The sequence below is a fragment of the Rhodoblastus sp. genome (assembly GCF_052145335.1).
Classification (GTDB): Bacteria; Pseudomonadota; Alphaproteobacteria; order Rhizobiales; family Beijerinckiaceae; genus Rhodoblastus.
This window is the reverse complement of the sequence record NZ_JBKQOU010000019.1, coordinates 1-8,308: the sequence shown is the minus strand read 5'-3', so window position 1 is coordinate 8,308 and position 8,308 is coordinate 1. Positions and strand designations below refer to the sequence as shown.

Sequence of the window (8,308 nt, the reverse complement as noted above, 5' to 3'; positions counted from 1 at the left end):
CGGTTCCCGGCGGCAGCATGACATGCAGCGTCCAGATCTCCTTGTCGTCCTGCGCGATCAGGGTCGCGCCGTCGGGGGTCTGATAGTGCCAGACAACGCCGAAGGTCTGCAGGAATTCCTTCGCCGGCGAGTGGAAATGGGTCATGAACACGCGCGCGACGTTGAAGGCGCCGTTCAGTTCGAAACCGAGCTTTTGGCGCACCGCGCTGGCGCCGCCATCGCAGCCGGCCAGCAGCGCGCAGCGTATCTCCTGGCGCCGGCCGGTCGCGACTTCCAGCGCGGCGACGGTGACGCCGTCCTCGTCCTGGGTAAAGTCCTCGAAAGCCCAGCCAAAGCGGACTTCGGCAAGCGGCGAGGCTTCCAGTATGTCGCGAAGCTCGGGTTCGAGCACCACCTGGCTAAGGCGCATGTTGGGTTCGAGCGGCTGCGAGCCGTCATTGTGCTGACGGATATGCTCGCGCCATTCGTGGACATTGGGATATTTGAAGCGCGCCAATTCCCATTCGCTAAGCCGCGTCACCCACGAGACGTCCATGCAGTGTTCGCGCGGCACGGCCTTGTCGCGGATGCGTTCGGCGACGCCAAGGCGGCGGAAATGCTCCATGCTGCGACCGTTTGTGACGTCCATCTTGGGATGCCGCGTCGTGGTTGGATTGCGTTCCAGCACCAAGACGCGAATGCCGCGGGATACCAGGTCCAGCGCGGTGGTGAGGCCGACCGGGCCGCCACCCGCTACGATTACTGGAAAATCGTTTCCCATAAAGACGCCCCCTCTGCCGGCCTTCAGGCCGTTTCATAAAATTGTTTCCGCGGAGCGGCCAAGGCCGCTAAATGTTGACGGCGCTCTTGCCCGCTCGATCCATTCTTCGGCACTTTTACCGATGGCGGCGGCTGATCCGCGCCGCCATCGGACAGGAGGGTGAGCGATCAATATTTGGCCAGCACGACCGGCTTGGCGACCGGCTGATCAAAGTGGTAGGTATAGCCCAAGCTGGCGTCCAGGAGTGTGGCGCCAACGGTCATGTTTCCGCCGCCAATCGCCGCCGGAAGAGGTCCGGTGACCGTACGCCAGAGCGCAACATTGATGCCGAAATCGAGGGTCGATTTCTCGGTGAGCTGATAGCCGGCGCCGGCCGCCAAAGTATTCTGCCCAGTGGTTGGCGCCAGGAAAGCAAGGGCAATTTGTGACGATTGAACCGGCTCGGTACTGTATGTATAGCCCGCGCGCAGCGCCAGGCGCGGGTCTACTCGCCACTCGCCGCTAAGCGTGATGGAATCGACATCTTTGCTGCCGAAACCCGGTCCATTGGGCGCGCCGAACTTCGTGACGCCGGCCAAAAGCTGGTTGAAGTTCGTACCGTCGCTGAAAGCCGCGGAACTTGAATAGAAGATATGTTTGTAATCGACCATGACGGTGACGGCAGGCGCATAATCCCAGGCCAGTCCGGCCTGGATCGTCGCTGGCGTCGTTATATGACCGCCGCTGGGGAACAACCCGCTATAGGCCGCGGCGGCCGAATTGGCGATCGGCGACGATCCAGCGAGGGCCACCCTGAAATTGGGCGCGACATTCCAATCCACGCTGGCGCGCGCTCCAAAGCCCACCGAATAATCGTAACCCTTATTGGTGAAGTCGGCGGCATTGGTCGAGAATGCTCCGAAACCGAGGGGCAGTCCGGTGACTCTGACCGCATTGATCGCCAGCATCGGCGCAACGCCCAAAGTCACATCGCCGAATCGATGCGCGTAGCCAAGCGAGATTATGCCTTCGGCTAAAAAGATCGATGTCGAGCCGTTGCCGAAGGGGCCGGTTGGCGGCACATTGTATCTGGTGCCAAGGCCGGTGATAGGATAGGCGCCAAGGCCCCAAGCGGAATCCCCGTCAATTGGCGAACTATAGAACGCGGAGCCCATCGGCCAGATTTCTTCGTCGTTCTTATGAGTTCCGGGGACAGGCAACCCGAGACCATTGGAGGAATATTGAGTGAAGGGCGACACGAACCCCTGGTTCACCACAAATTCATGGCCCGCGGTCAAAAGACCCGCGGGGTTACTCGCCAAGGACGACGCATCCTCGGGATTGGCGATGCCGCCGCCGGCAAAAGACTTGTCGATTGTGCCGGTTCCCGCCAGGAACAAGCCATCGGCCGCTCGCGCCTGCCCAGCAAAAACACCCAGGCTGAGCGCCGCGACGGCAGCCGTGGTTGGAAACCTCAATTTATGCATCCTATTCTCCCTCCAGAGGACGCAGGCGCCCTCCTCGTTTTTGCGAGCAAGTTTCAAGAAACCATCATTCGTTCTGGGCTGTTCTGCTCTTTGAAACATTCCAGTTAAAACAACGAACGACTTCTTTTTTTGTGAGATGAACCTCATGGGCCGGACAGAACCGAGCGGCTTCTTAAGTGGAGCCGATCCCAGTGTTGTCGCCGTCGCTCATGCTGTCCGAACAGTCGGTATCGACCTCTGTTAGAGATGGCCTGGCAAATTCGAACAGAGCGATAAGTGGATTTTCTGCCTGACCGCGGCGAATATGATGACCGCGATCGGACCGACGGACGTCGTCACATACTGCGCAGGCTCTTTGGTGGGTCGAGGATTTGGGTCTCGTCGCAGTGACGATGGATCGAGGACGAAACCCAAATCCCACTAAATCATCTGCCTCAATTCTCCGCCGTTGACGCTGACGGTGGGCGCCAATCCCAGCACGCGGCTTAGCCCTGATCCGGGAGAAGCGATCGGGCATTGTCCACGAAGAATTTCCGAAGTACGTCGGCGCTCAGACCCTCGGTATTGCGCTTGAAGCTGTTAAACGTGTCGTTGCCACCTTCATAATGCGGGTAGTCGGTGGCGAAGCAGTAAACATCTTCGAGCCCGAACTTGTTGATGTAGTCGGAAACGGGTTCAAAATCGAATAATGCGACTCGGGCATTGCGGCTAATATATTCGGATGGCCTCAGCTTAAGAGGTTCGCCGCCGCCCGTCTTGAAACGAGCGAAAGGCGTCTGTTCCACCCAACGATCCAGATTCGCGGCCAGCGGCCCCACCCAGCTTCCGGTAAATTCAGCGCATCCCCAGCGCAAGGTTGGATGGCGATCAAAAACGCCGCCAAGAACCATTGTCGTCAGGAAGACCTGGGCCGGAAGGTGAAGATTGGAGGTGGTCCAGGGATCAAGAGTGAGTTCAGCGCCGGCTCGCCAGCCTTCAAAAGCGGGCGCGTTTCGCCATTCCGCGCTTTTCAAAACCGCGATCGTGTCGAGGTTGATATGTCCGATGATCGCGGAGCCAGAATCCGCGGCAAGCGCCCAAAATTCGTCCATGGCCGTGTGAGCGGGCGAGATGCCGCCAGGAGGCGACTCAAGGGGGAGCTGAAACAGTCGAACGCCGCGATCGATGAGCTTCTTCATAGTGGCGGTAAGCTCATCAACACTATCTTCCAGCAATACCGCAACGGGAGTAATTCGACTATATTTTTTGGCTACTCCGACGGCCCATTCATTGTGAAGAGCAATCATTTCAGACGCATATTTCTTGCGATCACCCGTCAACATTGGGTAATGCCTATGGTCGTCCGCATGTTTCCAAAGTCCTTCGGCGAAGATCGGCATGTTGCCTGGAAACAGCACCGCGCGGTCGATTCCCGTAAAGTTCATCACCTCGATCCGCCGATCCAGATCCCAGGCGCCTGGCGCGGCCTCGAATTTCGTTCTCAGGACGTTTTCGATCGTTATCTCGGTGTCGTCGGCCTCTTTTTTCCGCGCGATAATGCTCCCTGATACTTCCTGCGCAGCCACGAACTCCTTCACCTTGCTGCCGTAGACGTCCACCCAGTGATTCAAGGGGGTGACGTCGTGCGCGTCGCTGTCAAGGATTTGGCCAAAATATGCCGCGATCGGTTCGGGCAATGGATAATGCTCGGGGCGTGCCATGTTCGTCTTCCTCCAAATGCATCCAGCGAAGGGCTTTTTTTTATATCGCTGTCCGACGAACGTTTGACGGATTCCGCCCTTGATGTCAAGGGTAGTCCGCGAGGCTTTGCCAGCAAATGGGACAGCCATCAAATGATGATCGCGGCATGGCGTGCGCGGGAAACCGGGAGGTTTTCCGGGGCTCTCTCGGGCAAGACCGAGGATGCGCCCGCGAGCGCGAGATCAAAAAACGGGCACGCCCTATTGGTTCGAAAATACGCACATCTGGCAAAAAATATTTTTTTATTGCCATTCGCAAAAAACTGCAACAAAGTGACGCCCGTCCCAAAAATCATAGTAAGGAGAGGAACGATGGGCGTTGCAGAAATGGAAGTTGCAGGAACGGGCGTTGCAAGAAGCGAAGCCGCGAGCTGGACCGTGAAACGGGTCGGAGGCTCTCTTGGCGCGGAAGTGTTCGGACTCGACCTGATGTCATTCGATCCGGCGGACCTGCAGGCGATCGAGGACCTGGTGATCAAGCACCACGTCGTCGTCTTCCGCGGTCAGACCGCGTTTAACGAACAAGGCCTGCTGGATTTCGGGCGCATGTTCGGCGAGCTCAGAGAATATGCCGGGGCAAAGGAGAGCACGAAGGCTGGCGGCGTGGTCATGAACCTCACCTACAGCCCCGAAATGGCGCGCATCACCGAGAGATGGCACTCCGAAGCAACCTCCGCGGAGCGGCCTCCGTCCTACACCATTCTTCGGGCGCTGAAGCTTCCCGAAGCTGGCGGCGACACCGCTTTCGCCAACCAGCATATCGCCTTCGAGCGCCTGTCGGACACATTCAAAAACGTGCTGCGCGGTCTGAAAGCGATCCATTCATACGACTACGGCCCGATGGGGGTTCGCTCGACAGTCCATCCGGTCGTTCGCAAGCATCCGGCGACCGGGCGCGAGACGCTCTTTGTGAGCGAGACCTTCGTCAAGCAGTTCGAGGGCATGACGGTTGAGGAGAGCCAGCCGATCCTCCGGTATCTGTTCGATTTCTCCGTGAGGCTGGATTTCTCCTATCGCCACCGCTGGCTGCAGGACGACGTCGTCATGTGGGACAACCGCTCCGTGCTGCACAGAGCGATCCATGATTTCGGTGACGAACCCGGGGCGCGGATCATGAACAATGTTCAGACCAAGTGCGAGCCGGTGTTCTGATCGGGGAAGAATGTAATCATGAAAAATAGGGAGGAATGCAATCATGACCAATTTTGAAAGAAACTTCGAGGCCGCGAAGGACCAGTTGATCACCCGCGCTGAAGAGATCGCGCCAACCCTGGTGGCGCGTCAGGCGGAAACCGAGGCCAGGGGCTATTACGCCGAGGACACCCACGAAGCTTTCAAGGCGGCGGGGTTCTACCGCACGCTCTTGCCGCCTGAATTTGGCGGTCTTGGCGCGGATATCGAAACCTATGGGAGGCTCGTCAAGGCGATCGCGCGAGGCTGCCCGGGTTCGGCCTGGCAGCTCTGCCTCGGGTCGTCCCACGTCACCAACGTTTGCCGGCTGTTCGAACCCTCGCTCTGGCCTGAAATTTTCGGCGATGGCCACTTCATATGCCCGCTTCCGGCCAAGCCCCAAGGCGAAATTCGACAACTCGAAAATGGCGAATGGTCCCTGAGCGGGATCTATAACTATTGTTCGGGCGTGCCTTACGCCACGCACCTGCTGAGCCAGGCCTTCCCCATCTATCGCGACGGCTCCAGGGGGGCGCCGATCGTATTCCTCGCGCGGAGCAAGGACTGGACGAGGCTCGACGACTGGGGCAATGCGTTCGGCATGAAAGGCAGCGGCTCGTTCAGCGTCCGGTTCGACGACGCGCGAATCCCGGATCGCTTCGTGCTGCAGATCGACTTGCTCAAGTTCGAGCCGAAGCCGCTCGATAAGGACAAGCCGTCGTTGCGCACCAATCCCGCCTATTATGGGTGGTTCGACAGTTTCGCCCTGTTCGAGTTGGCCTCGATCGGCGTCGGTGCGATCACCGGCGCACTCGACGAGTACGCCGAACTCATGCGGTCGCGGACGACGATATGGCCGCCCATCACCCGCCGGATCGAGGACAGCGATTACCGGCGCTGGTACGGACGCGCCCTCGGGCGTCTTGCCATGGCGGAGGCGGCGCTCACAAACATGGCGCAGCAATGGACTGAGGCAGGCCGCGTTTACATGCTGGGCGGGCGTCCCTTCACCATGGCGGAGAATAACCGGCTGCTGCTGCTGAGCGGCGAAGTGATCGATATCGTCTGGGAAATCATGCAGACGCTATGGAGCACTATGGGGACCTATCCGGCGCAGAGCGGCCAACGCATGCAGCGCGTCTTCCGCGACCTGGCCATGTTGCGAAATCACGGCATCGCAACGGCATTTGACGGCCGGGCCCGAGAATTGGCCGACCATCTGCTGGGAACAGCTGCAGGCGTGCAAAACAGTTAGCTCGGGAGCTGTGTAACCGGGGAGACATTCCCGTTCGCGGGGGGAGGCAAAGTCTTGAAACTGTGATTCAAGCTTTGAATGACTCTGCCGCCGCGTGATTTTTGGAATGCTCGACCCACGCCGATCCGTTCGGCGTGGGTCGCGATCTGATTGGCGGAGTGACGCGGTTGCAGGCGTTTTTCGCCTTCTCGCGCGGCGCCAAGAACCGATAGCGACGTCGCCGCATACCCATGCCCTGAGCTTCAATCATGACATCAATGACAAGTCGGTGAAAACTGGGGCGCGCCCTCAATGTCGCGAATGACAGCAAAGCGTAGTTCCTCGACTACGCGAGCAAGGTTGGCATCCGACCGCTGATGGAGAAGCCTTCGAACGTGGCCGCGATTTCGGCGCCTGGCTTGGGGCGGCAAGCCAATTCTGGGCAGGATATCGAAGCAAGGAAATCGCTATCTGCGAACACTGTTTATCCAGGCGGCCAACGTCGTCCTCATGCGCCCGCACAATTGGACGAAGTTCAGCTTCGGCCCATGGCTGACCACGGCCCGCGAGCCGATCAACAGGCCGGATACATAGAAGCGACTTCCGTTTTCCAAGCCGAACCCGTTGCGAATCGCAGCCGGTCCATACATCGGGTCACGATGAGACCCGCGCCAAGGTTTTCCATATAGCCGCTGAGCGCCCACAAACCCGTCGTTGCCGGGCCCGATGATGAGCATCGGAGGGCGCTTATTGAAAATCGTCGGGTCTCCATCAATTGTTACGAATTCTAATGAACGCTTTGGCAAGCTCGCCAAGCGGAGCGAGCGCCGATCGATCTTCGAAACCGAGGCCGCCAAAAAGCTGCTGCAGAAGCGTCTTGCGCGTCACTGTTGCGACTTCGAAGAGGCGCGCCTCGTCCTTCAAGTGGAATAGGAGATCGTCGCCGGTCGACACGGCGTCCACGAGGCCGAGGTTCACGGCCTCGCTCGCCAGCCACACGTCGCCATTGGCGACCTTGGCGAGGTCGGCGGTCGGGCGCCGCTCGGCGACGAAGCTCTTGAACGCCGTGTGCGTGTCCTCGATCTTGCCGCGGAAATGCTCGCGGCCTGCCGGCGTGATCTCTCCGAGCATCGAGACGGAGCGCTTGAATTCGCCCGCCGTCAGCTCCTCGTAGTCAATGTCGTTCTTTTTGAGCAGGCGATGAAGGTTCGGCACCTGCGCCACGACTCCGATCGACCCGACAAGCGCGAAGGGCGCGGCGACGATCTTGTCCGCTGCGCAGGCCATCATGTAGCCGCCGCTCGCCGCCACCTGGTCAACGGAGGCAGTGACCTTGATCCTGCGGTCGCGAAGACGCGAGAGTTCGGCGGCGGCGAGACCGTAGCCGGTCACCGTGCCACCGGGGCTTTGCAGGCGCAGGACGACCTCGTCAGTCTCCGGCCGAGCGACGGTGAGCACGGCGTCGATCTCCAGCGCCAGTTGCTTGACGGTCGACGCCATGGGGTCGCCCTTGAAGCCGAGCACGTAAACGCGCTTGCCCTTCGGGGTCGCCGCGCGCGCCCTGGCCTCGCGTTTGCGGGCCTTGGCGAGCAACCGACGCTCCTTCCTGTCGAAGATTTTCGTGTCGAACTCGTCGCGCATCTGCTCGTAGCGCTCGTTGAGCGAGCGGACCTCGATTTCGCGCGGGCGCCCTGCGTCGCGTCGCGTCAGGCGCGCGATGAGCGCCGCGAGGGCAGCGAGCATCGCAACGATGAGAAGGGCTTTCAAAGCGAAGGCGGCGATGTCCAACCAGAAGGGCATGGGAAGCGGTCCTTGTTCGCCGCGCTGCGCGCGGAGGACGAGATAGCGGCCAAACTCCTCGGCAGAGATTAAGTTGCGGCGCCGCGGTTGATCGGCGCCCCAACCATTCATCACAGATCAACCAGCTCAAAGAAGCTGA

6 protein-coding genes and 1 pseudogene are annotated in these 8,308 nt (G+C 59.8%); 3 read left to right on the top strand and 4 right to left on the bottom strand.

All coding sequences use genetic code 11. The annotated features are described in order from the left end of the window. The 3 genes from ACLP2E_RS01615 to ACLP2E_RS01605 all read right to left on the bottom strand — a co-directional run. A partial coding sequence (locus ACLP2E_RS01615; RefSeq protein WP_442464961.1) for an FAD-dependent oxidoreductase occupies positions 1 to 760 on the bottom strand: 760 nt, incomplete at its 3' end. 167 nt (positions 761 to 927) lie between these two features. Further along, the gene (locus ACLP2E_RS01610) at positions 928 to 2,226 is read right to left on the bottom strand and encodes an OmpP1/FadL family transporter (RefSeq protein ID WP_442464683.1); all 1,299 of its coding nucleotides are present in this window, start codon (positions 2,224 to 2,226) and stop codon (positions 928 to 930) included. A gap of 485 nt (positions 2,227 to 2,711) precedes the next feature. Beyond that, complete coding sequence (locus ACLP2E_RS01605) at positions 2,712 to 3,926, bottom strand: amidohydrolase family protein (protein ID WP_442464682.1); 1,215 nt, start codon at positions 3,924 to 3,926, stop codon at positions 2,712 to 2,714. On the opposite strand from ACLP2E_RS01605, the gene ACLP2E_RS01600 reads away from it, so the two are divergent. The 3 genes and pseudogenes from ACLP2E_RS01600 to ACLP2E_RS01590 all read left to right on the top strand — a co-directional run. Next, positions 3,909 to 5,117: a TauD/TfdA dioxygenase family protein gene (locus ACLP2E_RS01600; RefSeq protein WP_442464960.1), complete on the top strand. Its 1,209-nt coding sequence runs from the start codon at positions 3,909 to 3,911 to the stop codon at positions 5,115 to 5,117. The genes ACLP2E_RS01605 and ACLP2E_RS01600 overlap by 18 nt on opposite strands. A gap of 43 nt (positions 5,118 to 5,160) precedes the next feature. Further along, positions 5,161 to 6,390: an acyl-CoA dehydrogenase family protein gene (locus ACLP2E_RS01595; protein WP_442464680.1), complete on the top strand. Its 1,230-nt coding sequence runs from the start codon at positions 5,161 to 5,163 to the stop codon at positions 6,388 to 6,390. A gap of 358 nt (positions 6,391 to 6,748) precedes the next feature. After that, positions 6,749 to 6,951, top strand: a pseudogene (locus tag ACLP2E_RS01590) (transposase); the annotation flags it as partial. 189 nt (positions 6,952 to 7,140) lie between these two features. Here ACLP2E_RS01590 and sohB read toward each other — a convergent pair. Continuing rightward, positions 7,141 to 8,169, bottom strand: a complete 1,029-nt coding sequence (sohB, locus tag ACLP2E_RS01585) for a protease SohB (protein ID WP_442464959.1) — start codon at positions 8,167 to 8,169, stop codon at positions 7,141 to 7,143. Between the last annotated feature and the right edge of the window lie 139 nt (positions 8,170 to 8,308).